Origin of the sequence: Marinobacter sp. F3R08 (assembly GCF_018860425.1) — a bacterium.
Lineage (GTDB): Bacteria > Pseudomonadota > Gammaproteobacteria > Pseudomonadales > Oleiphilaceae > Marinobacter.
In genome coordinates this window covers 83,114-108,531 of the sequence record NZ_JAHKPI010000014.1, presented here as the reverse complement: position 1 = coordinate 108,531, position 25,418 = coordinate 83,114, and the positions used below count along the sequence as shown (strand labels likewise).

At 58.3% G+C, this 25,418-nt stretch carries 23 protein-coding genes; 12 read left to right on the top strand and 11 right to left on the bottom strand.

What is annotated here, in order from left to right; genetic code table 11:
• Nucleotides 1-2: 2 nt before the first annotated feature.
• From KO499_RS03615 to KO499_RS03595, 5 genes are all read right to left on the bottom strand, one after another.
• On the bottom strand, nucleotides 3-878 hold the full coding sequence (locus KO499_RS03615; protein ID WP_215982348.1) for a DUF3034 family protein: 876 nt from the start codon (nucleotides 876-878) through the stop codon (nucleotides 3-5).
• A complete protein-coding gene (locus tag KO499_RS03610; RefSeq protein WP_215982347.1) occupies nucleotides 875-3,229 on the bottom strand; it encodes an EAL domain-containing protein in 2,355 nt (784 codons plus the stop codon). The genes KO499_RS03615 and KO499_RS03610 overlap by 4 nt, the downstream gene beginning before the upstream one ends.
• A complete protein-coding gene (locus tag KO499_RS03605; protein ID WP_215982346.1) occupies nucleotides 3,229-3,891 on the bottom strand; it encodes a methylamine utilization protein in 663 nt (220 codons plus the stop codon). The genes KO499_RS03610 and KO499_RS03605 overlap by 1 nt, the downstream gene beginning before the upstream one ends.
• Before the next feature lie 16 nt (nucleotides 3,892-3,907).
• Nucleotides 3,908-4,558, bottom strand: coding sequence for a hypothetical protein (locus KO499_RS03600; protein WP_215983372.1), 651 nt, complete (start codon nucleotides 4,556-4,558; stop codon nucleotides 3,908-3,910).
• Nucleotides 4,559-4,764: 206 nt separating this feature from the next.
• Entirely contained in the window at nucleotides 4,765-6,093 is a 1,329-nt protein-coding gene (locus KO499_RS03595; protein ID WP_215982345.1) for an MATE family efflux transporter, read from the bottom strand.
• Between the two features lie 202 nt (nucleotides 6,094-6,295).
• Here KO499_RS03595 and coxB point away from each other — a divergent pair, with 202 nt between their 5' ends.
• The 4 genes from coxB to KO499_RS03575 are packed head-to-tail and all read left to right on the top strand — an operon-like array spanning nucleotide 6,296 to nucleotide 10,583.
• Complete coding sequence (coxB, locus tag KO499_RS03590; protein ID WP_215982344.1) at nucleotides 6,296-7,420, top strand: cytochrome c oxidase subunit II; 1,125 nt, start codon at nucleotides 6,296-6,298, stop codon at nucleotides 7,418-7,420.
• Nucleotides 7,421-7,477: 57 nt separating this feature from the next.
• Nucleotides 7,478-9,061: a cytochrome c oxidase subunit I gene (gene ctaD / locus KO499_RS03585; RefSeq protein WP_215982343.1), complete on the top strand. Its 1,584-nt coding sequence runs from the start codon at nucleotides 7,478-7,480 to the stop codon at nucleotides 9,059-9,061.
• A gap of 15 nt (nucleotides 9,062-9,076) precedes the next feature.
• On the top strand, nucleotides 9,077-9,679 hold the full coding sequence (locus KO499_RS03580; protein ID WP_215982342.1) for a cytochrome c oxidase assembly protein: 603 nt from the start codon (nucleotides 9,077-9,079) through the stop codon (nucleotides 9,677-9,679).
• A gap of 16 nt (nucleotides 9,680-9,695) precedes the next feature.
• Entirely contained in the window at nucleotides 9,696-10,583 is an 888-nt protein-coding gene (locus KO499_RS03575; protein WP_215982341.1) for a cytochrome c oxidase subunit 3, read from the top strand.
• A 6-nt stretch (nucleotides 10,584-10,589) separates the two neighbouring features.
• Here KO499_RS03575 and KO499_RS03570 read toward each other — a convergent pair whose 3' ends face one another.
• The gene (locus KO499_RS03570; protein WP_215982340.1) at nucleotides 10,590-10,793 is read right to left on the bottom strand and encodes a twin transmembrane helix small protein; all 204 of its coding nucleotides are present in this window, start codon (nucleotides 10,791-10,793) and stop codon (nucleotides 10,590-10,592) included.
• 80 nt (nucleotides 10,794-10,873) lie between these two features.
• Between KO499_RS03570 and KO499_RS03565 the strand changes: the two genes are divergently transcribed.
• The 6 genes from KO499_RS03565 to hrpB all read left to right on the top strand — a co-directional run bounded on the left by KO499_RS03565 (nucleotide 10,874) and on the right by hrpB (nucleotide 17,530).
• Nucleotides 10,874-11,611 (top strand): SURF1 family protein, encoded by a 738-nt coding sequence (locus KO499_RS03565; RefSeq protein WP_215982339.1) that lies wholly within the window; start codon nucleotides 10,874-10,876, stop codon nucleotides 11,609-11,611.
• On the top strand, nucleotides 11,592-12,242 hold the full coding sequence (locus KO499_RS03560; RefSeq protein ID WP_416240381.1) for a hypothetical protein: 651 nt from the start codon (nucleotides 11,592-11,594) through the stop codon (nucleotides 12,240-12,242). The genes KO499_RS03565 and KO499_RS03560 overlap by 20 nt, the downstream gene beginning before the upstream one ends.
• Nucleotides 12,243-12,306: 64 nt before the next feature.
• Nucleotides 12,307-13,368 (top strand): COX15/CtaA family protein, encoded by a 1,062-nt coding sequence (locus tag KO499_RS03555; RefSeq protein ID WP_215983370.1) that lies wholly within the window; start codon nucleotides 12,307-12,309, stop codon nucleotides 13,366-13,368.
• The gene (cyoE, locus tag KO499_RS03550) at nucleotides 13,365-14,285 is read left to right on the top strand and encodes a heme o synthase (RefSeq protein ID WP_215982338.1); all 921 of its coding nucleotides are present in this window, start codon (nucleotides 13,365-13,367) and stop codon (nucleotides 14,283-14,285) included. Before KO499_RS03555 ends, cyoE begins: the two co-directional genes overlap by 4 nt.
• 44 nt (nucleotides 14,286-14,329) lie before the next feature.
• Entirely contained in the window at nucleotides 14,330-15,001 is a 672-nt protein-coding gene (locus KO499_RS03545; protein ID WP_215982337.1) for an SCO family protein, read from the top strand.
• Between the two features lie 48 nt (nucleotides 15,002-15,049).
• Nucleotides 15,050-17,530 (top strand): ATP-dependent helicase HrpB, encoded by a 2,481-nt coding sequence (gene hrpB, locus KO499_RS03540; protein ID WP_215982336.1) that lies wholly within the window; start codon nucleotides 15,050-15,052, stop codon nucleotides 17,528-17,530.
• Nucleotides 17,531-17,615: 85 nt separating this feature from the next.
• Here hrpB and KO499_RS03535 read toward each other — a convergent pair whose 3' ends face one another.
• From KO499_RS03535 to KO499_RS03515, 5 genes are all read right to left on the bottom strand, one after another.
• A complete protein-coding gene (locus KO499_RS03535; RefSeq protein WP_215982335.1) occupies nucleotides 17,616-17,828 on the bottom strand; it encodes a YjfB family protein in 213 nt (70 codons plus the stop codon).
• Nucleotides 17,829-17,900: 72 nt separating this feature from the next.
• Nucleotides 17,901-19,118, bottom strand: coding sequence for a CynX/NimT family MFS transporter (locus KO499_RS03530; protein WP_215982334.1), 1,218 nt, complete (start codon nucleotides 19,116-19,118; stop codon nucleotides 17,901-17,903).
• A gap of 11 nt (nucleotides 19,119-19,129) precedes the next feature.
• Complete coding sequence (locus KO499_RS03525; protein ID WP_008176749.1) at nucleotides 19,130-19,525, bottom strand: ectoine synthase; 396 nt, start codon at nucleotides 19,523-19,525, stop codon at nucleotides 19,130-19,132.
• Between the two features lie 50 nt (nucleotides 19,526-19,575).
• Nucleotides 19,576-21,006: a GTPase/DUF3482 domain-containing protein gene (locus KO499_RS03520; RefSeq protein ID WP_215982333.1), complete on the bottom strand. Its 1,431-nt coding sequence runs from the start codon at nucleotides 21,004-21,006 to the stop codon at nucleotides 19,576-19,578.
• Nucleotides 21,003-22,412: a DUF2868 domain-containing protein gene (locus tag KO499_RS03515; RefSeq protein ID WP_215982332.1), complete on the bottom strand. Its 1,410-nt coding sequence runs from the start codon at nucleotides 22,410-22,412 to the stop codon at nucleotides 21,003-21,005. Before KO499_RS03515 ends, KO499_RS03520 begins: the two co-directional genes overlap by 4 nt.
• Before the next feature lie 88 nt (nucleotides 22,413-22,500).
• Between KO499_RS03515 and KO499_RS03510 the strand changes: the two genes are divergently transcribed.
• Both KO499_RS03510 and KO499_RS03505 read left to right on the top strand, forming a co-directional pair.
• Nucleotides 22,501-22,863, top strand: coding sequence for a DUF6164 family protein (locus KO499_RS03510; RefSeq protein ID WP_215982331.1), 363 nt, complete (start codon nucleotides 22,501-22,503; stop codon nucleotides 22,861-22,863).
• Between the two features lie 358 nt (nucleotides 22,864-23,221).
• A complete protein-coding gene (locus KO499_RS03505; RefSeq protein ID WP_215982330.1) occupies nucleotides 23,222-25,330 on the top strand; it encodes a D-(-)-3-hydroxybutyrate oligomer hydrolase in 2,109 nt (702 codons plus the stop codon).
• Nucleotides 25,331-25,418: the final 88 nt, after the last annotated feature.

The window sequence follows — 25,418 nt, the reverse complement described above, 5'->3', positions numbered from 1 at the left end:
AATCAGAAACTCCCTTGCAGAGACAGATACAACCCCTGCTGGTCTTCCAGCGTGGCAATGTCACCAAGGTTGACCAGCGCCGCCGTAACAGCCAGGCGACGGTCCGGGACCCAGGCGACGAACAGATCCCACCAGTCATCCTCTGCCGCAAAGCCCAGATTATCCGGTTTTTGCCTGTATTCGGTGCCTACCAGCCATTTTCGGTTGAGGAACAACCCGACGCTGCCCTCCAGCATCAATTGATGGCCGTTATTGCGGTCCCCGCCAAAGCCCAGCAGTCCGCCCTGGTTGGCCCGGGTCATCCGGGTGGTCAGGTTAACCAGCAGGTTGCGCTCCATTACGGCTGCGAAGAACAGTTTGCTGCCACTGACATAGACATCGGTGCCGGTATCATCCCGGGCACCGATCGCTGAAGGCACGGTGGCATCCTTCAGACGCTTGTACTGAACGCCTGCAGACCATTGGCCCCAGGGGCTGTAGAGAGCATCGCCAGTCAGGCGCAGCTTGGCGGCAAAGACATTCTGGCGTAATTCGTCCTGCTCAAGGCCGAAACCGTCTTTCAGCGTGAACACCAGGCTGTCCAGATCCAGGGTCTGTTGCGCCACCGAGAGTTCAATCCTGTTGTTCCAGTTCAGCCCGGCACCGAATACCGACAGACTGTAGTCATCGACTTCAACCCGGCTGAGGGCCAGGGTGCCGCCCCATTCCTCATCACTGGCGTAACTGCCCAGCAGGGCCCAGGGCACCAGGCCGCCGCCGGCACTGCCTTCTATGGTGGTGACGCCTCCGGTCGCCCAGATCCGGCTGCCAATGTCGGCCATTGCCGCCGGTGCGACAAGGCCTGCGACGATGAGGGCAACGAGACACCGTGCTGTCATGTTGAAGACTCCGGGTTGGGCTGGGCCAATTCCTGTTCGCGGGCAGCCAGTGATCGGGCGGTTTCCGGTAAATCCCCGGCGGACACCGGGCGGCTCAGAAAGAAGCCCTGACTCATATCGCAACCCCAGTGTTGCAGAAGCTGCCAGGCGTTCAGGTTTTCAATGCCCTCGGCTACAACCTGCAGTCCCAGACCATGGGCCATATCAATGGTGGATCGGACGATCAGCTGGTCCTGGGGTTCAGAATCCAGGTTGAGTACAAACGACTTGTCGATTTTCAACTCCTGTACGGGCAGTTTCCGTAGCTGGGACAAGGAGGAATAGCCAGTACCAAAATCATCCACCGACAACGTGACACCAAGGGCCCGGAGTTTGTTCAGCGTAACCATCGCCTGTTCCGGGTCTTCCATCAGGGCGCTTTCAGTCACTTCCAGAGTTATCCGTTCAAATTCGTGCTGCCAGTCCTGGAATGTCTCGGAAATATGCCGGGTCAGGTCTGGCCAGGTAAGATCCATGGCTGACAGGTTAATGGCGACACTCGCGTCGACGCCCTCCTTCTTCCACTGTCGTGCGTCACCGGCAACCCTTTGCAGGATATGGGCCGTCAGATCGTGGATCTGCCCCGATTGTTCGGCAAGAAAGATAAGCTCTTCCGGGGAAATGAAGCCCAGCTCCGGATGGTTCCAGCGAACCAGGGCTTCCACCTGCACGAGTTTGCCGGTACGACTGTCCAGCTTGGGCTGGTAGTTCATGTGCAACCCGTTGTTCAGGATGGCTGTATGCAGATCGGCAACGAGCTTCAGTTCTCTGAGGTGACTCTCGTCCTGCCCTGGCTGGTAGCGGGTAAAGGGTTCGGAAAGCGCCTCTGCCTTTTCGAAGGTCAGGTTGAGCCTGCGGCGCAGGGCGTTAGTGTCGGAAGCATCCTCCGGTAGCTCCATGGTCACCATGGTGACGCGCAGGGAGAATGGGCTCTGGTCGATCAGCAATGGAGACTCAATGAGGTCATGCAGCTGCCGGATCCTGTGGTTGCGTCTCTCAGGGGACAGCAACGGAAGGAGGACCAGGAACTCTCCGCCGCCGGTGCGGGCAAGCACCCGGGCATCCGGGAGTTCCTGCTGCAACCGATTGGATATTCCGATGAGTACCTTGTCACCGAACTCCAGGCCGAGGGTGTCGTTAATGTCGGAAAGATCGTTCAGCTGGATACCCACCAGAGTGCCCTGCCCGTTTTCTTCGAACAGCTCGGAGGCGGCCTGCATCAATGCGTTTCGGTTACCCAGTCCGGTAACGTCATCGTGGGTGGCCGCATAGCGGATCTGCGCCTCACGTTCCCGCAGGCCCAACAGCATATCCCTCAGGGCATTCCGGAGCTCGGTCAGTTCTCCACCGGCCCGGATGGCAGGTGCTGAGGGAGTTTCACCGTTTCCGATAGCGCGCGCATAATTCGCCAGTTGCAACACGGGGCGACCCAGATTTCGGGCGATGACCAGTGCCAGTACAATGGCGAAGATCAGGATGGCGGCCACCAGCAGGGCGATTTCCACGGCCCGTGTGTAATAGTTTTGCAGGGTGGCGTCACGGCTGATCAGCAACACGGCCTGAATGGCCGCAGGATCTGATTCGCCAAGATTTTTAATGCGGGTGAAATAGCCGGCGCTTTCGATGAAATTCGCGTTGGCCGGTGCCCGGGCCAGCTCCTCTTCCAGATCGTCATCGACACTGGTGGTTGCGGCAATACTGGTGAGCTCGCCAGTCTGTTCTGACCGGGCCCGTAAGATCACCGATGTTCCGCTGAGCCGGGCGATCACGTCTGCCAGAGCCTGATCCATGGCAAACCCGGTTACCAGCCAGGCTCTGAGTCCGGGCGCCGCGATCGGAATGATAAGGACTTCGTAGCCTTTACCACCAATGGCTTGCAGTGTTCGGGTGAAGCCATTGTGGCGGGCGTTGCTCAGTTGTTCTTGGGGAATGTCCGGCAAAGGGCGCGTCAAGGTTGAGGCCAGTGGCTTACCCTGGCCATCAAGCAACAGGGCGAAGTCGGCATTTACTCTGCCACTGTGGTTTTCCAGAGCGCTGTCGATGGTGCCCGGGTCGCGGCTGGCGATGGCGGAGCGGAACCCGAAATCCTGTACCACAACGTCCAGTCGGGACAATTCCAGGTCGGTGCGCCGGTCAATGATCTCGTTGGTGAGGCGTTCTCCGATGGCCAGCTGCTCCAGTGCCCGATTCTTCTCATCCTCGAACAGGTACACCATCAGCAGAGCCACGATCACCAGGCTGACCAGTGCCACCAACGAGATCATTGCGGTAATGAGGCGGCCACGAAAGCCAAGGCGGGATGCGGACGCCATCAAAGTTCCCGGAAACGTTGCTGAAGGCGGTCCATCGGGCCATTGAGCGCAGGCTCGGGTTCCAGATCGAGGGTCACGACCGCCGGCTGACGGCCCTTGAGCTCACGGAGCGCCGGGCGAGTGTTATCCACGAGTCTTGGATGCCAGACCTTTAACAGCAAACGATTCTGATCGCCGTCGGTGCCCTGAGGGTCAAGGGTCAGGGTAACCTGTCCGGCGGCATTGGTCTGTCCTGTGGCAGCGTTGTCGGTAACGATGACAAATCCCTGCATATGGTCGTGAATGTTGCAGCCCAGTTCGACAATGCCGGGTTTGTCAAAAACGATGGGTGACGCCGGCCGGTCGGCATACAGCTCGATGTTGAAGGGCTTGGCCGGTGAAAACGAATAGACGTGATGCTGGGTATTGTCGCGATTCGGAAAATCCACGCTGGAACCGACAGGAATGACGAGCACCTGTGGATGAAAGGCGCGATCTTTCTGATAGATTTCGGCGGCAACCGGGGCCGTCTGTCGGGTATCTTCCACAAAAACCACGGCGTCTGCCACAGGCTCGCTGGTGCCGTTCAGAAGAACAGTGACGGACAGTTCATACGCGCTGGCTATCATTGGCATGACGGATAGAAGCAGGGCCGCCAATACTGCAACTACAGATGTCTTCATCAATCCTCTGAAACGTTCAGGTCGGGCTGGAACCGAGGGACAATCGGATGTGATTACGCACCAGCAGATTTTCCCAGTATTGCCGCATCCAGTCCCAGGCAGCGTTGTTCACCTGCTCGACGAACGGGTCGAGGTTCAGCTCGTAATAATCTGGCGTACCAGCGATCTGCAACAGGGTTACGGTTATTGAATCGTCCAGTTCATTGGCGAACGGCTCTCCAATCAGCTGGTGAGCCAGAAGATTAGCACGAGTTGCCTCTATATCCACCAGTTCACTGGCCCGGGTGTAGCGGTTATTTTCGTACATTTCTTCCATCAGGCGATGGCACAGATACGCTCGAATGAGCAGGCCATCCAGGCCATCATAGCGCACCAGAAGCACTGACGGCTGGGTGAAATAACGGATAGCTGCATCGACAAACGGCTCGAACAGGTCGGCTTTGTTGGCTTGTTGCGCGCAGGCTTCGACACATTCGATAAGCCTGGGTGCCATTTCGATGTATTCAACCACGAACTGGAACAGGGAAGTGGTGGGCTGATAACCGTCGATGGTCACCACAGACGGCAGTGCTGCGACCTTGTCGTGCAGCTGCCGGAGGAACGTACCGGAGCGGGCTTCCTTGCGCCGTGCCTGATCAATAATCTCTAGGACTACCTGTGGTGTCATTTCAGGAGAAGCCGATGTCTGAACGAATTGAGGTCGCAAGGCGCCTCCCGCTGTTAGCAATTTTTAGCAACGAATACCTGGGCAGGAGAGGATGGCTGGCTACCACATCGTGCCTGCCTTTTCAGACAAGTGTAGCCGAGATTTGTACGGTTGCTTTTCCACCACTGCGAAAATACCTGGTTGTAATGTTACCGTTTGAATCTGTGTCATTGACTCTGGAACCACCGGCCGTTCCTGGTATGAGACCAGCATAACCAGCCCATACTCAGTGCCCGCGCTACCATCAGAGAAATCAGAGCGAACCAGAGGCCGTGGTTTCCCCAGCCTTGCGTTAACCACCACACCGGTGCAAAGACGGCCAGGGCTGAGAACAGCATGGTGTTCTGCATGTCCCGGGTGCGGGTGGCACCGATAAAGACACCGTCAAGCAGGAAGCCCCAGACGGCTGCGAAGGGTAACAGCCATAGCCAGGGCAGATAGATCCAGGCGGTGGTTCGTACCTCTTCAATACCGGTGAGCAGGGCAATCAGCCAGTGTCCCAAGGCAACGAACAGGATGGTGAGCAGCAGGGCACCCCAGATCGACCACCTCAGGGCGCTGCGAAAGACCACACGGAACATGCGCCGGCTGCCTTTGCCGATGGCTTCGCCAATCAGTGCTTCGGCGGCATTTGCAAAGCCGTCCAGGGCATTGGAAATCAGCAACAGGAACGTGATCAGAACCGCATTGGCAGCAAGGATGGTGTCACCCTGACGAGCACCCTGGGCGGTGAAGAATGCCAGCACCAGCAGCAAGGCGATGGTGCGAACCATGATGTAGCGGTTCACCCGGAGGATTTTCAGGTAATCCTCCAGCGTGCCGAACAGGGCCCGGGTCAGGGACTGACCCTCTGGCATTCGCTGCAACACGATCAGAAAACCGATGGTGGCTGCGCCGTACTCGGCAATTACGGTGGCGATAGCAACGCCGCGGCTGTTCCAGCCAAGAACGGTGACAAACACAATATCCAGCACGATGTTCAGGCCGTTAGCCACAATCAGCATGATCATCGGTCCCTTTGGGAACTGGGTGCCAATCAGCCAGCCAACCAGGGTGTACTGGCACAATACTGCGGGAGCACTCCAGATCCGGATAGCGGCGTATTCCGCCGCCAGCTCGGTTACCCCCTCACTGGGGTTCATCAGGGTCAGACCTGTGTGGATCAGGGGCTGATGGAACAGGATCAGCAGCAGCCCAATACCGGTTGCCAGCAGCACAGACCGAAGCAGCAGAGCCACCTGATTGAAGCTGTCCCGTTTGCCCCATGCCTGTGCCGCCAGGCCCGTTGTGCCCATACGCATGAACCCGAAGGTCCAGTAGAGAATGCTGAACAGGTTGGCCCCCACGGCCACTGCGCCCAGGTATTCGGGACTGTCCAGGTGTCCGAGCACGGCGGTATCGACCAGTCCCAGCAGAGGAACGGTGAGGTTGGTCAGCATTAATGGCCAGGCCAGGAGCCACAAACGTCGGTCAGTGGCCTGCAGATTTAAAGTCATATTCGTTTTGATTCTTAAAATCCCGTGATTATCTTTTTTAGGTTTAGATGATTTTTTAGTCTTTTTTTGATCTGTGTCTATACTCGGATTTGAGGTATCCGTAAGCAGGCTTCCATTCTGATTTTCCGGTGTATGCGAGCGCCAGGAAGATCAGTTGGATAACGCAAAATCCGACAAGAATAACACTCTGTGGAGACACAGTATGCGCGTGCACGCTCAGCGGGCAGGTGCCCTTTTAGGCGGTCTGATGTTCCCCGCCTGGTCCATGGCGGACTGGACATTGAACATGACCCCGGGGGTAACCGGCACCAGTAACGAAATATTCAGTCTACACATGACCATACTCTGGATCTGCGTTGTCATTGGCATCGTAGTCTTCGGGGTTATGTTCTGGTCTATCTTTGCCCACCGAAAATCCCAGGGCGCCAAACCTGCAAATTTCCACGAAAACACACTGGTTGAAATTCTCTGGACCATCATACCTTTTGTCATCCTGGTCATTATGGCAATTCCGGCCACTGCGACTCTGGTCGACATGTATGACACCACAGAATCCGAGGTGGACATCAAGGTCACCGGATACCAGTGGAAGTGGCAATACGAATACATCAATGAAGATTTTGGCTATTTTTCCAATCTGGCAACGCCCAGGGCGCAGATTGATAACCGTCAGGCAAAAGGCGACAACTACCTTCTGGAAGTGGACAACCCGCTGGTGATTCCGGTGGGTAAAAAGGTCCGCTTCCTGCTGACCGCCAACGATGTGATCCACTCCTGGTGGGTGCCCGATTTTGGCGTCAAGAAGGACGCGATTCCCGGCTTCATCAATGAGACCTGGACCCGGGTCGACAAGCCCGGCATTTACCGAGGTCAGTGCACCGAGCTTTGCGGCAAGGACCATGGCTTCATGCCGGTGGTGGTCGAGGCCGTTCCCGAAGAAGAGTACAACGCCTGGGTTGCCGAGAAGAAAGAGGCTGCCGAGCGTGAGCGCGAACTGACTCAGAAAGACTGGACCATGGCCGAGCTGATGGAGCGGGGTGAGAAAGCCTATCAGACCGCTTGTGCGGCCTGTCACCAGGCGGACGGCAGCGGTGCGCCACCCGCGTTCCCGGCATTGAAGGGAAGCCCGATTGTTACCGGGGACATGGCGGCTCACATCGACATCGTGGTTAACGGCGTTTCCGGCACGGCGATGCAGGCGTTTGGTGGCCAGCTCAGCGAAGTGGATCTGGCTGCGGTGATCACCTATGAGCGCAATGCCTGGGGCAACAACACGGGTGAAATGGTCACTCCGAAAGAAATTTTTGATTACAAGAGCCAGCAGTAATCAACGCCAGATAACAGATATCACCAGCCACAATAAATGGCGGTAACGGGGGTTTTCATGAGTGCGGTTGCAGATACCCACGCCCAGGATCATCATCACGGCCCGGCCAGAGGCATCAGCCGCTGGCTGCTGACTACAAACCATAAAGATATCGGGACCATGTACCTGATATTCAGTTTCACCATGTTCCTGTTGGGCGGAACCATGGCTATGGTTATCCGGGCGGAGCTGTTCCAGCCCGGGCTGCAAATTGTGCAGCCGGAATTTTTCAACCAGATGACCACCATGCATGGCCTGATAATGGTCTTTGGTGCGGTTATGCCGGCCTTTGTCGGGCTTGCCAACTGGATGTTGCCGCTGATGATCGGCGCGCCGGATATGGCGTTGCCCCGGATGAATAACTGGAGCTTCTGGCTGCTGCCGTGCGCCTTCCTGATCCTGGTGTCCACCCTGTTCATGGAAGGCGGTGCACCCAACTTCGGCTGGACCTTCTACGCGCCACTATCCACCACGTACGGGCCGCCCAGTACCACTTTCTTCATTTTTGCTATCCATATCATGGGCATCTCGTCGATCATGGGTGCTATCAACGTGATCGCCACTATTCTGAACCTGCGGGCACCGGGCATGACTTTGATGAAAATGCCGCTGTTTGTCTGGACCTGGCTGATCACCGCGTTCCTGCTGATTGCCGTAATGCCGGTATTGGCCGGCGTTGTCACCATGATGCTGATGGACATCAACTTCGGCACCAGTTTCTTTGACGCGTCCGGTGGTGGGGATCCCGTTCTGTTCCAGCATGTGTTCTGGTTCTTCGGTCATCCCGAGGTTTACATCATGATCTTGCCGGCGTTCGGGGCGGTATCCCATATCATTCCGGCGTTCTCCCGCAAACCTCTGTTCGGCTATGCCTCCATGGTTTATGCGGTGGGCGCCATCGCCCTGCTGTCTTTCGTGGTCTGGGCACACCATATGTTTACGGTCGGTATTCCCATTACCGGGCAACTGTTCTTCATGTACGCCACCATGCTGATTGCCGTACCCACCGGCGTAAAGGTGTTCAACTGGGTGGCAACCATGTTTCGGGGGTCCCTCAGCTTTGAAGCGCCGATGCTGTTCTCGGTGGCCTTTGTCATCCTGTTCACCATTGGTGGCTTCTCTGGTCTGATGCTTGCCATTGCACCGGCTGATTTCCAGTATCACGACACTTACTTTGTGGTTGCTCATTTCCATTATGTGCTCGTGCCCGGAGCAATATTCGGTATTTTTGCCTCCGCCTATTTCTGGCTGCCCAAGTGGACAGGTCACATGTACGACGAAACCCTGGCCAAGACCCATTTCTGGCTGTCATTTATCGGCATGAACCTGGCGTTCTTCCCCATGCATTTCCTGGGGCTGGCAGGCATGCCGCGCCGGATTCCGGATTACGCACTGCAGTTTGCGGATTTCAACATGGTTTCCAGTGTTGGCGCCTTCATGTTTGGTGCCACCCAGTTGTTGTTCCTGTTGATCGTGGTCAAGTGCGTCAAGGGAGGCAAAAAAGCCGCCGCCAAGCCGTGGGACGGGGCGGAAGGCCTGGAGTGGACGGTGCCGTCACCAGCGCCCTACCACACCTTTGCCACACCGCCGGAAGTGAAATAATCGGAGGCAGGGGCCATGGCTGAAAAGCAGGCAGGCAAATCGGGAAAACCGCGCAGCAACGCGCAGGTCGTTGCCTGGTGCATGGCCGGTGTGGTCGGTATGTTTGCCTTTGGGTTTGCTCTGGTGCCTCTGTACGACGTGTTCTGCGAGATAACCGGAATCAACGGCAAGACCGGAGGACGGTATCAGCCGGTCGAGGTTGCCGAAGCGGACATGAACCGAACAGTGAAGGTTCAGTTCCTGGCCTCCAATGGGCCGGGAATGACCTGGACGTTTCGCCCGGTCGTGCGCTCTGTGGATGTGCACCCGGGTGAGCCGGTAACGGTGAACTTTTACGCCGAGAATGCGACAACCGAGGCTATGGTCGGGCAGGCCGTACCAAGTCTGTCACCTTCGGAGGGCACTCTGTACTTCCATAAAACCGAGTGTTTCTGCTTCAACCAACAGCCTCTTGATGCCGGTGAGAGTGTCGAGATGCCTCTGATATTTATCGTCGACAGGGACCTCCCTGAGCACATCACCAAACTTACGCTTTCCTACACGTTGTATGACCAGGGTAAGCAGCCAGCGGTATCAGACAACTCCATCAGAGTGACAACAACAATCGATAACGGATAAGCCATCGGAGACTGTCATGGCGGATAACCAGACCTATTACGTTCCGGAACAGAGCAAATGGCCCATCATTGCGACCGTCGGGCTCGGGGTAACCCTGTACGGGGTGGCGTCGATCATGGTCAATGGCAACCAGGGTGAAAGCACAACCGGTGCCTGGATCATGTTCATGATCGGCGCGGTGATTATGGCTTACATGTTGTTTGGCTGGTTTGGCAACGTGATCAGGGAGAGCCGGGCGGGGCTCTACAGCGAACAGATGGACCGGTCGTTCCGTTGGGGAATGAGCTGGTTTATTTTCTCGGAAGTGATGTTTTTTGCAGCGTTCTTCGGAGCATTGTTCTACATCCGGATGTTTGCGGTGCCCTGGTTAGGCGGCGAGGGCGACAGAGGTTCCTCCAACATGCTTTGGGAGGGCTTTCAATCGAGCTGGCCCCTGATCAACAACCCGAGTCCGGAAGCCTATCCCGGACCGAAAGAGGTTATCAGTGCCTGGGGCCTGCCCCTGATGAACACCATCTTGCTGGTAACGTCCTCATTTACCATCACCGTTGCTCACCATGCGCTCAAGGCGGGCAACCGGGCGAAAACCAAACTCTGGCTGGGTGCAACCATTGCGCTGGCCGTCGTATTCGTTTTTGTTCAGGGCTACGAATACATGCACGCCTACCAGGATCTGAATCTGAAGCTGAGCTCCGGGATCTATGGCAGCACCTTCTTCATGCTGACCGGCTTTCACGGCGCTCACGTGATTCTGGGGTCGTTGATGCTGATCATCATGCTGGTTCGCATCACAAAAGGGCATTTCACGGCCGACAACCACTTCGGTTTTGAGGCGGCGGCCTGGTATTGGCATTTTGTGGACGTGGTCTGGCTGGGCCTGTTCGTGTTCGTTTACATAATCTGACCGGGATCAGGGCGTCGGATTCAATGTCAGGGCGCCCTGCCATAATGCGATCAGAATGACCGCCAGGAGCAGTATGCTGAGTGTCACCCGGACCGCCAGGGAGTTCACCACCCGATTGGTTTTTCCGCCATCCTTGATGAGAAAGAACAGGCCACTGAACAGACTCACCACAACGGCAAGCATCAAAAAAACGATAACGGCCTTGAGCATCGAATTTCCTGTTGTTGTTGGAGTGTTCAATGTACGGAATGGACTGTCTTCCGGACTCGCTGAGGTCACTATAGCAGAGCATGTCTGATTCGCAGCCCAAACACCGCGAATGGCAGTTTGACTGGCGCTTGCTGGTTTTCAGTGGTGTGTTCCTGCCGGTGCTTCTCAGTCTGGGGGTTTGGCAGCTGAACCGTGCGGAGGAAAAGCAGGTTCTGCTGAATCAGTGGCAGCAGGAGGCAGAAGCCCTGGCCTGGTTGGAACTGGTGGCAGAAGACCTGACCCGCGGACGGCCGGTAACCCTGACCGGCCTCTATGGAAGCCGCACCTGGCTGCTGGACAACCGCACCCGGGACGGAGTTCCCGGCTATGAAGTGCTTACGGAGTTCCGCCCCCTGACGGGCCCTCCGGTACTGGTGAACCGGGGTTGGGTGCAGGCGCCGCGGACCCGGAATCTGTTTCCGGACATAGAAACGCCCGAGGGCATTTTCACCCTCGAAGGGCGGATCAGCGATTACCCGGTGCCTCCGGTGCTGGTGGATCAGCCAGTGGCACGCGGGCAATGGCCTCGACGGGTACAGAGTCTCTCCGGGCAGGCGGCACGGCAGGAAATTCCGGATCTTCCCGGCACAATTGTGCGGCTTTCCGGTGAGCGCCAGCCGGGCGCCTACCGTGCAGATTGGGCGCCGGATCTGATGGGGCCGCAAACTCATTATGGATATGCCACGCAATGGTTTGCGCTGGCCGTGGCGCTGACTATATTGACTATAGTGGCGAGTTACCGAAAGACAGGAGCCAATAATGACAATGACAATGGCTAACCGGATATCTGATCAGGAACAGAACGAAGGCCCTACACCGGAACAGGCCCGTCGCGGCCGCAGGACGGCATTTTTGCTGTTTGCACTGGGCTTTGGTCCGATGATCGTGGCAACCATCATGTTTTATACCGGCTGGCTGAACCCTGCCGGACACACCAACAACGGCGTTCTGCTCCAGCCGGTTGTCCCGGTTTCTTCCTTGAGCCTCGAAACCTCCTCCGGGACTCCACTGGCTGAACGTTTCGGTCCGGAACAAACGGATCCCGACTGGCTGTTGCTGGTTTCCGCTGGCCAGTGTGGAAACCAATGTGAAGAGCTGCTCTATCTGGCCAGGCAGGTCAATATCGCGCTTGGCAAGAACGCTAACCGTGTTTCACGGGCGGCGGTGCTGGCTGGTGTCTCCGGGGACCTGGAGGCACGTTGGGCCTCGGAATACAGTTCCATGGAACGTCTGGTTCCGTCGATGGGGACAGAGCCTTCCTGGCCGGCTGGAATCAGCCCGGATTCGGAGCCGCGTATTCTGCTGGTCGACCCGTTCGGCAATATCATGATGCATTACGGTTCCGAGCATACCGGCAAGGACATGCTGGAGGATCTCAAGCATCTGCTCAAATTGTCACAGATCGGTTAATGGTCGGAGCGGAGAGTCAGCCTTGAATCAGTCGTCTCCTTCATCATCCCTGGCGGCCCGAAAGATGGCGAAGTGGGCCACGTTTGCGGCACTTCTGGCGGTTGTCGTCATCATGCTGGGTGCCTGGACGCGCCTGGTTCACGCCGGGCTGGGTTGTCCTGACTGGCCCGGGTGTTACGGCTTTCTGACCGTGCCTCAGAGTGAATCCAGCATTGCCATCGCAAATGCCCGCTTTCCGGATACACCGGTGGATGTACAGAAGGGCTGGCCGGAAATGATTCATCGCTATGCCGCGGGAACTCTGGGTCTGGTGGTCTTCGGTCTGGCCGCCTGCGCGGTCCGCAACCGGCGACTGGGTGTGCCGGTAAAGCTGCCGCTGTTCATTGCCGGATTCATCGTTCTCCAGGGAGCCTTCGGCATGTGGACGGTGACCCTGAAACTGTGGCCCCAGGTGGTGGCGCTGCACCTCCTCGGCGGATTTACGACCCTGAGCCTGCTGACGCTGCTGACCTTCAGGTTGCGACGACAAGCCAGGCAGGAACAGGATCGGAAGTCGCTGGCATCGACGCCACTGGCTGGTTTCCGGCCATGGTTGTATGGCGGCCTTCTGCTGGTGGTCATGCAGATTGCGCTGGGGGCATGGACAGCGGCGAACTATGCGGCCGTTGCCTGCACTGATCTGCCAACCTGTCAGGGGCAGTGGTGGCCCGAGGGCATGGATTTCCAGCACGGCTTTGATATCACCCAGCATGTGGGCCCCAACTACCTCGGTGGCCAGCTGACGGCGGACGGGCGGGTGGCCATTCACGTTACCCACAGGCTCGGGGCCATGGTGGTGCTGGTCTATTTTGCCGCTCTGCTGGCGATGATGTGGCGGCGGCGGGGCGATTCGGGCCTGGACAACGCCATTCGACTGGTGGCCGTCGTGCTCAGTGTCCAGATCCTGCTGGGGCTCACGAATGTGATTTTCCATATTCCCCTGTCCATTGCCGTGGCCCATAACGCCATGGGTGCGGGACTTCTTTTGTCAGTGATTCATTTGATCTGGCAGTATCAACTGTTACCGGGCACACGCAACGTCAGAGCAACACACACAACAACAATGAACCAGGAGGTGACGGCATGAGCGAGCACGTGGAAGCACTGCCAGCCCAGGCAATTGCGAGCGAATCCAGAGCAACCATTTCCTGGCGTGACTTCCTGGAGCTGACCAAGCCCCGGGTGGTTGCGCTGATGATTCTTACCTCGGTGATTGGCATGTTGCTGGCTGCACCAGGAGTGCCCGGCTGGGGCGTTTTGCTGTGGGGTAACCTCGGCATAGCTCTGCTGGCCGGTGCCGCGGCAGTGGTCAATCATGTGGTGGATCAGAAGATTGACACGGTCATGGCCCGGACCCGCAAGCGGCCGGTGGCCACGGGCAAGATCTCGCCCCTGGACGCCATTCTGTTTGCGGGTATTCTGGCGTGTGTCGGTATGACTGTGTTGATGTGGCAGGTAAATCACCTCACTGCCTGGCTGACTCTGGCTTCGCTGGTAGGCTATGCCGGTGTCTATACCCTGTTTCTGAAGCGGGCCACGCCGCAAAACATCACCATAGGCGGACTGGCAGGCGCCATGCCGCCACTGCTAGGCTGGACGGCAGTGACCGGCCAGGTTGAAGGTCATGCGCTGCTTCTTGTGCTGATCATCTTCGCCTGGACGCCACCGCATTTCTGGGCTCTGGCAATTCACCGCAAGGAAGAGTATGCCAAGGCGGGTATTCCGATGTTACCGGTGACCCATGGCAACAGGTTCACTGAGCTGCATATCCTGCTCTACACACTGATGTTGCTGGCGGTCAGTCTGCTACCTTTTGTCACAGGCATGTCTGGCGGTATCTACCTGGTGGGCGCCCTGGTTCTTGGTCTGCGCTTCCTGCAGTACGCGGTCCGGCTGCTGAAGGGTGATGACCGGCGCGTGGCTCTGAATACCTTCAAGTATTCCATCACTTACCTCATGGCGCTGTTTGTGGTATTGCTTGTGGATCATTTTGTGTTTTTCTGAGTCAGACATAGTGCTGCTAATCTGACCACCGGAATGGACCACCCATGAAAAGCTCCAGCTCGATCCGCTTTACCCTTTTTTGTTTGCTGTTAATTGTTGTTTTGATCTTCGGGCTCGTAGTGGGCCGGCAGGTGTTTCTGGTTGGAAACCAGGAACCGGCACCGGCGCCGGAGCTCACGGAATTCAACACCTATGTGTATGACGAGCCACGCCAGCTGGCGGAGTTCACGCTGACGGATGAGAACGGTGAAACAGTTACCCGTGAGAGCCTGAGAGGGCGCTGGACCTTTGCCTTTGTCGGCTACACCAACTGTCCGGATATCTGCCCTGCGGCCATGGCCAATCTGCGTCAGACAGATAAGCTACTGTCGAACGAATTACCGCAGCCTGATTATCTGTTGATCAGCGCGGATCCGGAGCATGACACCCCGGAACAGCTAAAAGCCTACACCGGTTTCTTTGGTGAGAACTTCCACGGCCTGACGGGTGATCTCGACACCCTGCGGGAACTGGCCAAAAGCCTGAGCGCGGTGTTTGTCCACCGGGAGGTGGACGGCGAGCTGCTGGTGGATCACAGTGGCCATTTCGCTTTGCTGAACCCGGATGGGGAACTTGCCGCTGTGATTCAGCCGCCTCATAATCCGAACGACCTGGCCGAGGCCTTCGAACGGATATACCAATGGGCGAAGGCCAATCGGGATAGGGTGAGTTCCTGACGCCGTTCAAGGCGTCGTCGCCGCTTTAAAACCAGACCCCGGAAATCCATGCTCCCCATCGATGCCATCATTCCAGAGCTGAGAAACGTTCTGGAATACAGCAGTACCGTGCTCTTGCAGGCCCCGCCCGGGGCTGGCAAAACCACCCGCGTTCCCCTGGCCCTTCTGGATGCACCCTGGCGCGGAAATGGCAAGATTCTGATGCTGGAACCCCGTCGGCTGGCGGCCCGATCCGCGGCCCGGTTTATGGCAAAGCAGCTGAACGAGAAGGCGGGCCAGACGGTCGGCTATCGCACCCGGCTGGACACCCGGGTTTCCGCTGCGACCCGCATTGAAGTGGTAACGGAAGGCATCCTGACGCGATTGATCCAGGCCGATCCGATGCTGGAGGAATATGCCGCAGTCATTTTCGATGAATTCCATGAGCGCTCACTCCAGGCCGACCTCGGCCTTGCCCTTGTCCGGGAGTCCCAGCAGGCGTTGCGGGAGGATCTGCGCCTGCTGGTGATGTCGGCAACCCTGGACAGCGGGCCAATCGCACAGGTGCTCGGAGATGTGCCGGTAATCGTCAGTGAGGGGCGTGCCTTTCCGGTTGAGGTCCATTATCGTCCGTTGCCTCGCAACGGCCGGATGATGGATCAGGTCGCAGCCGTGGTTCAGGAGGCGCTGCGGGATCAAACCGGCTCCCTGCTGATATTCCTGCCTGGTGCCGGCGAAATTCGCAAGGTGGAGCGGCAACTTCGGGGCGCACTGCCGGACAATGTGCTTGTTATGCCGCTCTACGGCAATCTGACATCGGAGCAACAGGATCAGGCCATCTCCCCGGCGCCTGAAGGCCAGCGCAAGGTGGTACTGGCCACCGCAATTGCCGAAACCAGCCTGACCATCGAAGGCGTCCGGGTTGTTGTCGACAGTGGTCAGCAGCGACGGGCGGTGTTTGATCCCAATAGTGGCATGACCCGGCTGGTGACCGGCCGGGTTTCCAGGTCTTCCGCGGAACAGCGTAAAGGTCGGGCTGGCCGGATCGAGTCCGGAATCTGTTACCGGCTTTGGAGTGAGTCGGAGCAGTTCGGGCTGGCGGATTACACGCCGCCTGAGATTCTTGAGGCCGATCTGGCGCCGCTGGTTCTGGAGTTGGCCCAGTGGGGCGCCAGGGAGGTCAGCGGTGTTGCGTGGATTGACGAGCCTCCCGGTGCGCACTGGCAACAGGCGGTGGCACTGCTGCAGTGGCTGGATATGCTTGATACCAATGGCGCCATTACCGAACACGGCAAGGCCGCACGGGAACTGGGTATTCATCCGCGACTGGCGCATATGGTGCTGCGAGGACGTTCTATCGGGCTCGGTGGTCCTGCCGCCGCGCTGGCTGCCCTGCTGGAAGAGCGTGATCTCCTGGGTCCCGGCGCGGGGGCGGATATGCATGAGCGAGTCCGTCTACTCTATGGTGAGCGTGCGGACCGGACCCTGGACACCGCGCGCCTGAAAGCTGTGCGCCAGGCGGCAAGGCGGCTTTCCGGACCGGTGCCGGCGGATGCCCAATTACCGTCAGAGACAGAGATCGGCCGGCTATTGGCCCTGGCCTACCCTGATCGTGTTGCGCGTCGCCGGTCTGGTAAGGCACCCAGGTATCAGCTCAGTAATGGCAAAGGGGCGGTGCTGAGAGAGGCGGATCCCCTGGCCCGACACGACTGGCTGGTTGCGGCGGAGCTGGATGGCAGAGCCAGGGAGGCGACCATCTACCTGGCGGCGCCGGTGGATATTCCGGATCTGGAGCGGGATCTGTCTGGCCATATTCAGGATACCGAAGAGGCATTGTGGGACGACAACCGGGGCACCGTGGTGGCCCGGCGTTTAAGGAAACTGGGTGAGCTGGTACTCCAGGAGAGACCGCTTACCCGGATTGATCCGGAACTCGTTCAGCGGGGCCTGCTTGATGCGGTCCGGAAAAAGGGACTGGACAGCCTGCCCTGGACCGACGACAGCCGTCAGTGGTGTGCCCGTGTCCGGTTGTTGGCCCAACACTTCCCCAATGATGGCTGGCCTGACACCAGTGACGCCGCCCTGCTTGAAAATCTGGAGCAGTGGTTGGGGCCGTTTCTATCCGGCATGAGTCGCTGGACGGAGCTGGCCCGTATGAATCTGCTGACCGCTCTGATCAGCCTTCTGAATTATCCGTCCCGGCAGCAACTGGAAACGCTCGCACCCACGGCCCTGACGATTCCCACGGGCCAAAAGGTCCGTCTGGACTACACCACAGAGAGTGGTCCGGTTCTGGCGGCCAAACTGCAGGCCCTGTTCGGCTGGACGGAAACCCCCACCGTCGCCGGAGGTCGGGTATCTGTCGTCATCCATCTGCTTTCACCCGCCCAGCGACCACTGGCAGTGACTGCTGATCTGGCCAGTTTCTGGCGCAATGCCTACCCGGAAGTGCGCAAGGACATGCGCGGCCGCTACCCCAAACACCCCTGGCCGGAGGATCCGTTTACCGCACAGGCTCAGCAGGGAACGAAAAAGCGTCCTGCGCGATAATCATGACAGTGATTCGGGTGGAACAGGAACATCCGGGCACTGGTTATCCACTTGCCCGGCAGTTGTTGTGGAGGGGGCTATGAAATCAGGCTCTTACGTCAAGCAGGCTGCCAACGTTGTCCGATGGATTGGCGCCGGTCGTTACCACCGCCGTTTCAGTCACGCCCTCAAGCAGCAGTAAGGCACCCTGTTGAGCCATGTCGAGAGACGCTTTGAGGACAGAAATCTGGGCCTGCTCTTGCACGCGTTGCTGACTCAGTTGAGTGCTGGCGGCGGCAATTGATGCGATGTCTGACATAGAAGCGGTACGCCATTGTGTTCAAATAATCGGCAGTTTATCACGGTCAGCACCGATCTGAAGGCCTCCTTTTCAGTCGGTAACAAATCCGTTTTCAGGCGGGATCTTTTTTCGCTTCAGATCCAGGGTGAACGCCAGGGGCAGCACCAGAACACTGTAGGCGAGGATGGTGAGGATGGCGTGCCTTGCGTCGCCGGTCCAGTCCGCCACCAGCCCACCAAGCATGGGAACTGAGAAGGCCATGGTGTAGCCGACCAGGAAAGTACCGGCTGAGAGACGGCCGGTTTCCCGGGAGGGCGTAACCAGTGGCGGCACGGCTACCAGAAGAATCAGGAGGATGCCGGCGGTGAAGCTCATCAGGGTAGCGCTGGCAATGGACCACCATCCGGAGAAGATGATAGCGCCCAGGGTGCCCAGAATACCCAGAGTGGCGGTAACGATGATGGCAGAGCGGCGTCCTACCCAGACGCGGGCCATCTTGAGCATGGTCAGGGAGGCAAAAACCTGGGCGAGGTTAAACCAGAACAGCGCATCGGCGAGTTTCTCAAACTGACCTTGCTGTTCGAGCAGGTTGCCCATGTAAGCGTTGAGGCCGAAGAACAATGACCCGGACAGGCCGAGTAGCAAGCCGATTCTGAGCGTAAGTGGGTTGTTCCAGTCTGGCAGCCAGGAGACTTTGCCTACGGGTTTCGCCCGGTCACGCTTTGGCAGATAAAGGGCCACGGCCACCGCCAAGGCCGGGAGTGACCAGGCCAGGAGGGTCGCGCGCCAGCTGTTGTCGAGCAGTGGCATGAGGACCGGCAGGGTAATACCGGCGCCGATGAATTCGCCCATCAGCATGCCGTTCATGTAGATGGCCGAACCGAGAGCCAGATGATGGGGTTCCAGCCATCTGGGCAGAAGGGCCGGCAAGGCCGGTTGCATCATTGCCACGCCCAGCCCCATAACGGCACTGGCGAGCATCAGTGTGAAGGTGTCGGGAACCAGGCCGCGACCGGCGGAGCCGATCACCATGATAACGATGGCCAGCGCCAGGGTATTGCGAGGCCCCATGCGGGCAATGGCCAGTGCGCCGGGCATGGATCCGATTGCCAGCATCAGGATGGGGAGCGTCGTCAGGGCGCCAGTAAGAGCCTGGGTCAGTGCCAGTTCATCGCCGATGAACGGTGCCAACGGCGGTGCGACGAGTACCGGGATGCGCAGATAAACACCGGCGAACCAAAGCAACACCGCCACCGGCAGCAGTCTGGCTGGCGGTGGCGGTGTGTTTGTGGCGCGGTGCTCAGCCACAGGCAAGTGAATCAGTCTTCACTGGTGTCTGGCAGATAGGCGCCGTCTTCATCGTGGACTTCCCGGCCGGTGACCGGCGGGTTGAAGGCACAGATCAGCCGCATGTCTTCGGTGCCGCCATACAGCGTGTGCTGGTCATGCTTGTCGAGTGCGTAGAGCGTGCCATCGGTGATCTCGTGGGTTTCGCCGGTGGCCTTGTCCAGGATCTTGCCATTGCCGGCAACACAGTAGACCGCCTCCAGATGGTGCTTGTACCAGAGGTTCAGTTCGGCGCCCGCGGGAATGATGGTTTCGTGGAAGGAGAAGCCCATGCCGTCCTTTTTCAGCAGCATGCGGCGGCTTGTCCAGCCAGGGCCGGTCACTTCGCGCTCGGTACCGATAATGTCTTGCACTCGTACGATTTTCATTCACATTCCTCATATCGTGATGGAATAGCTTTTTAGTATAAACATTCCTTTCAGGTACGGTTCAACCGCCAATCGTCGTAAACAGCCATGGCCTGCTCAATGGCCAGGCTGAATTTCTCCCGCTGACGCTCGTCCAGAGGTTGCTGTTTACGACACTTGTCGAAGGCCTTCTGGATGTCATGCCGGTCGCTTTTTCCGAGATTTTCCAGCCAGTGGTGGTCTGCTGGCTCAAGGTCCAGAAGATCCCTGCCGGCGTGATTCCGGTGGCTGATGTGCCACCAGTGATCCACGGCACGCCCCAATACAACATAGCCGAACTGGCTGTCCTGTACAGGGCCGAAAGTGGCTGTTTTCAAGCCGTCTCTGAGAGCGCCGATGTTCAGTGCCGGCAGCGCCAGCCGGTCGCCATAGAAATAACTGCCGGCGGCGCCAATCAGGCCGCCTACCAGTGCACCGGTACCCAGAGAAGATCCCAGGGTCAGAGCATCAATGCCGGCTCCGCTGACAGCCCCGGCGCCAAAGCCGGCTGTGGCCAGGTAACGCTTGCTCACCGCCCAGGCTTTGCGGCTGTCTTCAGAAAACAGATCATGCTCACTGTGCCACTCCAGTTCGGCTTCCTGGCGCTCAATACGTTGATGCTGGTACAGGTGTTCGATGTCCACACGCAGGGTCTGTTCTCGTTTTCGCTGGTTCCGGTACCAGCGTTTTCGCAACTGATCGGCCAGAGTGCCGTCGCTGGTTTCGGTGGTCTGACTGGCAGTCAGAGTGCGCTTTTCCCGGTAGGACATCATGTCCCCGAGCGCCCTGGCAATCAGTAAGGCAGCCTGTCGGCGGCGATGCAGCCGTTGGTCGGAAAGGTGCTGGATAGCCTGCTCCAGTGGCACTTCCCAGGCCGGCTCCAGTTGTCCGAATGCTCGTAACAGGCTGAGATGCTGCGCAAAAGAGGCACGAACAGCGTCGAACTTGCGCACAACCTGAAAAAATTGGCCGAGTGCTGCCTGCCAGGTGTCACTGTAGTCGTCAACGCCGATGCTGTTGATTACTGCCAGGCTTGGCCGACCTGCCCAACGCAGGATGGTCATTTCTGCTTCATGTTCGGGGCTGTAGGGTACTGAACCATCCACGACATAGATAATGCCTGCGCCTTCCAGTAATGGTGTCAGAAGCTCGCACTCATCGGTGAACCGGCCATCGCCCTGATGCTGTGTCACGAAGGCCCGGAGGGCATCGGTGTGGTCGGAGGCGGATACACTGTGAGCTTCCAGCCATTGCATTACCCGCCTGGGGCGCTGGAATCCCGGGGTGTCCACCAGAGTGTAGAGTGTCCGCCCATCGACTTTCAACGGGTAGGTATGGCGCTTACGGGTGGTTCCCGGTTCCAGGGCAATAGCAATGGCATCGTTCTGGGACAGGGTCGCCACCACACTGGATTTGCCCTTGTTGGGGTGGCCGACCACGGCAAATGTGGGTGCCGGCATCATGACAGCCCTCTGTGGACGATATAGGGATCGGGGGTCTGAAAGGGCGGCAGAGACACCTGAACGAACTCCGTGCCCAGGCGTTCAGCAAACCGCAGCCAGGGCTGGATCTGGTGGTGGTCGGGTTCGTTTCTGATGTCCGCAGCCAGAGGCACCAGGGCTACCCGTGTTGTGCCGGGCCAGGTGTCACGGGCGGTTTCCAGAAAATCCTGGAGCTCGCCGGTGGGCGGTTCCCAGCCACGAACCAACAGGACCACCGCGTTGGTTCCCATTGCCAGATGGTCTGCAATCCGCTGGAGGGCCTGGTCATCATCGGCCAGACTGGCACTGCCGCCAGCCCGGAGAATGAGCTGTTTGCCGGATCGCAGGGCGTCGGGTAGTTCCGGCTCACCGGCACCGGCCCAACACAACAGGGTATCGCTGTCGGGCAATGGAAGCAGACTGTTGCGGTCCCGGGTATCGGGGAGGTCATCGGCATCATGGTGGCTATTGCCAGTGTCCAGGGTGGGCGTTTCCAGGCGATACAGAAGGGCATGCATGGCGGGATGGCCGACCAGTAGCTGATGGGCTTTTTGCCGGATCTGGACAGAAGCCAGACACCAGAGCAGCAGTCGTGGCAACAGCACCCATGTGGCCCAGAGCATGGCGACAAATGGCCACCATTGGCCCCATTGGGCAGGACTCGCACTGGCGTTGTCGCCGCCGGCACGGAAAAAACGGGTGGCTTCAATGAGTGCAATATCCGGAGCCGCTGCCGGCCAAACCCGGGCCCAGGGAGTAGCCACGGCCTGAATCAGTCCGTGGTAGCTTGCCGCTGCGGTTTCCAGCGTGGTGCTCCAGCCAAAGGCAAGGTCGTGGATCACCACCATGGTCACCAGAGTGACCAGGCCCGCGGTGGCGAAGCAGATACCGCCAACATGAGCGGCCCTGGCCATCAGTAAGGGGTGCAGCCTGTTGAACATCCCGTTGCTCTGGCCGGTTACAAAACGCCGCAGCAATCCGCGCCAGGGCTGCCATCCGGCCAATGACTGTGCAGTGGTGAACAGGGCGAGCAACAGTTGCAACAACACAAACGCAAGGATAACGGTAATGTTGATGCGTTGTCCGCCATCGTAAAATAGCAGCCCGGCCATGGTAAACAGACCTGCAAGGGTGCCAACGGCTGCAAATCCCCGATTGATCCGACGCCATGTTTTCAGGGGCCGATCGGTGGATGCCGGGCTTGCCTCTGGTCCACTGAGGCGTTTCAGGTGCGCCAGCCAACGGGGGGGATTCGGGGCAACGCCCTGTTGTTCACACATCAATGCGAACTTGCGATCCCGGCGATGCAGGAAGTTCGGGGCTTGCGATCTGTCCCGTTGCGCCTGATTGTCAAAATCCAGCAGCAGTCGGAGGGGGCTATCGGTCATTCACGGTTCCGGGTGTCGAATTTGGCCAGTCTTGCTTTGATGCTAGGATATAGGGATTCCCGCATCCGATACCAGACAACGAGCTTCCATGCCGCACCACTTGATGAATCTCCGCCATGTGCCCGATGACGAAGCCGATGAAATCCGGGCGCTGTTCGATGCCCACGAAGTGGCTTTTTACGAAACGCCGCCAAGCCGTTGGGGTATTAGTATGGGCGGTTTCTGGGTGCACGATGATGACGAGGCCGCTCGGGCCAGAGCACTGCTTGATGAGTATCAGCAGCAACGCTTTGAACGCCAGAGGCAGGTGTATGAGGAGCACCTGGCCCGGGGGGATTCGGGCGGCTTCTGGTTTATGCTCAGACGGCGACCGGTTCGAACCCTCGCAGCCTGCGTGGCGATTCTGGTGATCATGGGCCTGAGTCTGCTTCCGTTTATCGGGATTGGCTAGGTTCTCAACGGCCACACGCATGATGACGTATCAGGCAACCCGGCGGCATCAGGAGGCTGCTGCTGACGGGCGCTGGACTGCCATCGAACGCGGCGTGTCTTCTCATTGTCCGGTATTCCATACAGTGTCTGTTTTCTGGGACAGCCAGCGCCAGGCAGGCGACACTGCTGTTTTCCCCGAACTTCGTTGCTTTTCATTGTCCGGAAGTCCGGATGATTTTCTTTTCCTACGATCTGTTTATTAAATAAAGCTTTATAAAACAGTTGGTTAATGTTTTGGCACAGGATCCGCATGGCGTTTCTGAGGCCCGGCTCGAGGGCCTGGTCTGTTCGTTTACAACAACAAACAAGGAACGATCATGAAACGAGTAATGCTCTGCGCCCTGATCGGCGCTTCGGGGTTGAGCCTCACTGCCTGTAAGGATGGTAAGCCCTTCAATGCAATTCCTGACTTCGTCCTCGGAGAGATAAGCCAGACCAGCTACGATGGGCTGACTGATGACCTGCTGACCGCCGGTCTGGGAGCTGACGGGCTGGCCAGTGCCAGCGCGCCTGAGTTTTCAGACCCCCTCAACCCCACCGCGGCAGAACTTCGCCGACTCGCCATCTACAGTAACTACCGGGCTCTGGTCGATACCGTTCCCGGAGGTGGTTACGGAACCTTTTTCGGTCCGCAGGTTGGTGCCAGTGGGGAAGGTCGGATCGCCGGCGACGAATACATTGCTTCCATGTTGGTCCCTGGAGCGGATGTGCCCGTGACGGTGATGGCTCAGGTGCCCGACAGCTTTGATATTGAGCGCCCTTGCATGGTTACCGCGCCGTCGTCTGGTTCCCGTGGAATTTACGGGGCAATTGGTACTGCCGGCGAGTGGGGCCTGAAAAAAGGTTGTGCCGTGGTCTACACGGACAAAGGTACCGGGACCGGTTCACACAATCTGGTCAGCAACGCTGCACAACGAATTGACGGAACACTGACCACGGCAGATGAGGCGGTTCAGTTTCGTGCTGACCTGACTGATGAGCAAAGAAGCGCGTTTAATGACGCCTGGCCAGATCGCTTTGCCTGGAAGCATGCCCATTCAAAGACCAATCCGGAAGCGGACTGGGGTCGCCATGTCTTGCAGTCCATCGAATTTGGTTTCTACGTGCTGAATGAGAAGTTTGGCCGGGAACTGGGTAATGGGCAGGTTCTTCAGAGTATCCAACCCGACAATACGGTGGTGATTGCCTCCAGTGTGTCTAATGGCGGTGGTTCTTCCGTTCGTGCGGCTGAACAGGATGTCAGTGGGCTGATTGATGGTATCGCGGTGTCAGAACCGAATGTGAATCCGGAGGTCGATCACAGCTTTACCATTCGCCAGGGTGAAGGTCCCGCTCTCACTGAGCACAGCCGAAGTCTTCTGGACTACACAACGGCACTGGCCGTATACCAGGGTTGTGCCAATCAGGCCCCGGAGATTCGCGACACTGCGCCACTCAATGCAGCTTTCAATCCCCCTGCTATTGGTGAAAACATCTGTAATAGCCTTGCCAACAAAGGGCTGGTGACCGGCGCTACTCTGGACGACCGGGCCACCGATGCCCTGCGTATTCTGAACGAGGAGTTCGGTATTCAGCCAGAGCAGAATCTGCTGGCTCCGGTGCATTTCGGTCTGGCGGTGGCACCGAGCATTGCCATGACCTATGCCAATGCCTATGGCCGAGCGGGTGTTGAGGATCGGGTCTGTGACCTGAGTCTGGGCGCGACCAGCAGTGCCGACGGCGCGGTGACCCAGTTGGCCCCGGCCGCGGAAGCCGCTCTGTTTTCTGCAAGTAATGGCATACCGCCAACGGCCGGGGTGAGCATTGTTTATGACGGTGCTGACGGTCAACCGACCAATCTGTCGGTCAGCGCCTCACCGAGCTCGAACCAGATGGACTATGGGCTGGATGCCCTGCTTTGTCTTCGCAGTCTTGTTCGGGGGAGCGATGCGGTGACCAACGCGGCTCTGGATGGTTCGGACGCGGAATTGGCGTCAGCCATTGCCGGGGGCATCTCCGAGATACGGGCCAGTGGTGACCTGCAGGGTAAACCAGCGGTCTTTGTGACAGGCCGGGCCGATGCCATTTTGCCGATCAACCACACCTCAAGGCCGTACTATGGTCTGAATCAACGGGTGGAAGGCGAGAACAGCAATCTGCGTTACTACGAGATCCTGAATGCCCATCATCTGGATGTGCTCAATGGCTTCCCGGGCGTGGCTGATCGTTATGTTCCGCTGCACCATTACTACTTTCAGGCGCTTGATCTGGTCTGGGCAAACCTGACAGAGAAGCAGGCGCTGCCACCAAGCCAGGTGGTCCGTACCGTGCCCAGGGGCGACATAACGACACCGCTGGCGGAGAGCAACCTGACGGCAATCAACCCGGTTCCGGATGACGGCGACCGGATTGTCTTTACGGACGACCAGCTCCGAATCCCCGAGTAACAGCGTCTGTGGCCGGCCCTTCTGGCGGGCCGGCTTCGTTTGCTCCCGATCCGGGGGCCCCATATACTTCCGTGACTGCATCCGGCCC

Coding starts and splice junctions, on each gene's coding strand:
- KO499_RS03535 (WP_215982335.1), bottom strand. CDS start 17,828: ATGTCAGACATCGCATCAATTGCCGCCGCCAGCACTCAACTGAGTCAG.
- KO499_RS03520 (WP_215982333.1), bottom strand. CDS start 21,006: ATGATGCCGGCACCCACATTTGCCGTGGTCGGCCACCCCAACAAGGGC.
- hrpB (WP_215982336.1), top strand. CDS start 15,050: ATGCTCCCCATCGATGCCATCATTCCAGAGCTGAGAAACGTTCTGGAA.
- ctaD (WP_215982343.1), top strand. CDS start 7,478: ATGAGTGCGGTTGCAGATACCCACGCCCAGGATCATCATCACGGCCCG.
- KO499_RS03575 (WP_215982341.1), top strand. CDS start 9,696: ATGGCGGATAACCAGACCTATTACGTTCCGGAACAGAGCAAATGGCCC.
- KO499_RS03615 (WP_215982348.1), bottom strand. CDS start 878: ATGACAGCACGGTGTCTCGTTGCCCTCATCGTCGCAGGCCTTGTCGCA.
- KO499_RS03600 (WP_215983372.1), bottom strand. CDS start 4,558: ATGACACCACAGGTAGTCCTAGAGATTATTGATCAGGCACGGCGCAAG.
- KO499_RS03565 (WP_215982339.1), top strand. CDS start 10,874: ATGTCTGATTCGCAGCCCAAACACCGCGAATGGCAGTTTGACTGGCGC.
- KO499_RS03610 (WP_215982347.1), bottom strand. CDS start 3,229: ATGGCGTCCGCATCCCGCCTTGGCTTTCGTGGCCGCCTCATTACCGCA.
- KO499_RS03605 (WP_215982346.1), bottom strand. CDS start 3,891: ATGAAGACATCTGTAGTTGCAGTATTGGCGGCCCTGCTTCTATCCGTC.
- KO499_RS03505 (WP_215982330.1), top strand. CDS start 23,222: ATGAAACGAGTAATGCTCTGCGCCCTGATCGGCGCTTCGGGGTTGAGC.
- KO499_RS03580 (WP_215982342.1), top strand. CDS start 9,077: ATGGCTGAAAAGCAGGCAGGCAAATCGGGAAAACCGCGCAGCAACGCG.
- KO499_RS03560 (WP_416240381.1), top strand. CDS start 11,592: ATGACAATGACAATGGCTAACCGGATATCTGATCAGGAACAGAACGAA.
- KO499_RS03545 (WP_215982337.1), top strand. CDS start 14,330: ATGAAAAGCTCCAGCTCGATCCGCTTTACCCTTTTTTGTTTGCTGTTA.
- KO499_RS03525 (WP_008176749.1), bottom strand. CDS start 19,525: ATGAAAATCGTACGAGTGCAAGACATTATCGGTACCGAGCGCGAAGTG.
- KO499_RS03570 (WP_215982340.1), bottom strand. CDS start 10,793: ATGCTCAAGGCCGTTATCGTTTTTTTGATGCTTGCCGTTGTGGTGAGT.
- KO499_RS03510 (WP_215982331.1), top strand. CDS start 22,501: ATGCCGCACCACTTGATGAATCTCCGCCATGTGCCCGATGACGAAGCC.
- KO499_RS03595 (WP_215982345.1), bottom strand. CDS start 6,093: ATGACTTTAAATCTGCAGGCCACTGACCGACGTTTGTGGCTCCTGGCC.
- KO499_RS03515 (WP_215982332.1), bottom strand. CDS start 22,412: ATGACCGATAGCCCCCTCCGACTGCTGCTGGATTTTGACAATCAGGCG.
- coxB (WP_215982344.1), top strand. CDS start 6,296: ATGCGCGTGCACGCTCAGCGGGCAGGTGCCCTTTTAGGCGGTCTGATG.
- cyoE (WP_215982338.1), top strand. CDS start 13,365: ATGAGCGAGCACGTGGAAGCACTGCCAGCCCAGGCAATTGCGAGCGAA.
- KO499_RS03555 (WP_215983370.1), top strand. CDS start 12,307: ATGGCGAAGTGGGCCACGTTTGCGGCACTTCTGGCGGTTGTCGTCATC.